The 1,091-nt window shown below is 35.5% G+C and carries 1 pseudogene; it reads right to left on the bottom strand.

The annotated features are described in order from the left end of the window. Window positions 1–131: 131 nt before the first annotated feature. A pseudogene (locus tag ACMZ42_RS27275) lies at window positions 132–1,091 on the bottom strand (hypothetical protein); the annotation flags it as partial.

Below are 1,091 nucleotides of genomic sequence, written 5' to 3' on the forward strand. Positions count from 1 at the left end.
TTGCCATGTCCTGTGTACAACATCTTTGATTTATCTTCTGTTCCATAAGACTTTCTTATTTACACAACCGATGTTGTGTTGGCAATAAGTTTTAATGAAGGCAGGTAGCTCTACCTACGGAGGAATACCCCTCACTTGATTTGTTTGATACCCATGCTAAGAGGGAATGTTTTCTTTACTTGTTTCAAGTCTTCTATATGTTGATTGTGTAACTCTAAAAAGGTAGGAAATGTTTTATTGCATAAGTCTTGATTTGTTTGTTGTAAATTTGTATCACTATTCATCAGTAAAAACGCACTATATAAATCTCGTTGTACGAGATGACTTCCAATTTGACTCCAACGTTGATGGAGTTTTTTCTTTTCATAACTATGCGTCACATGGTTATACTGACTGGCTCTAAAGGTGATCGTATTTACTTTCTGTATCGTTTGCTTTGTGTAACCTAATTTTTGATGGATGATTTCCACTAGCATAGCAGGCGCATGATTCCCAATGCTTTTTCCAAAACGCTTTTTGGATTGGATTTTGCCCTGTATATTTGTTTTGGTTTCTTTTGTACGTTTTGCCAATCCTTTAAAATGCATGGTTTCGATGTACACCTCATCGCCAAGAGACAAGATTTTATTTGCTAACGCACCATGATTTTCTTTGATGTAGCAAGCTTTCTTTCTATATAATTCTTTTATTTGTTTTTTTGTTTTTTGATAGTTTTTACTATATGTCCAACGGAGTTTGACGCCATGTTTTATAGTACCATCCTTTTTGAAATTGTTAGGATTGGTACTTCTACGACTTCTATCCAACTTGCGTAATAAACGCCTTTTTTGTTTCTCCAATAAGAGTACTTCTGGAGCAAGTTGTTGGATGAAAACTGTTTCTTCTGAAACAATCGCAATGGTAGAAGGACCAATGTCAATACCTACTCGTTTTTGTTTTTGATAGGAATGTCGAAAGGCTCCTGTAGATGGAATTCTCTTTGCAGGAGGAATCCCATCCATCACAAGTTGTACGTAAAAAGTATGTTTTCCACGAATCACTTTTTTGACTAGACGACAATATTTAATGGCATGAAGAGCAAGGGATTCTTT

Source organism: Lysinibacillus sp. NPDC056185 (assembly GCF_047737915.1).
Lineage (GTDB): Bacteria > Bacillota > Bacilli > Bacillales_A > Planococcaceae > Lysinibacillus.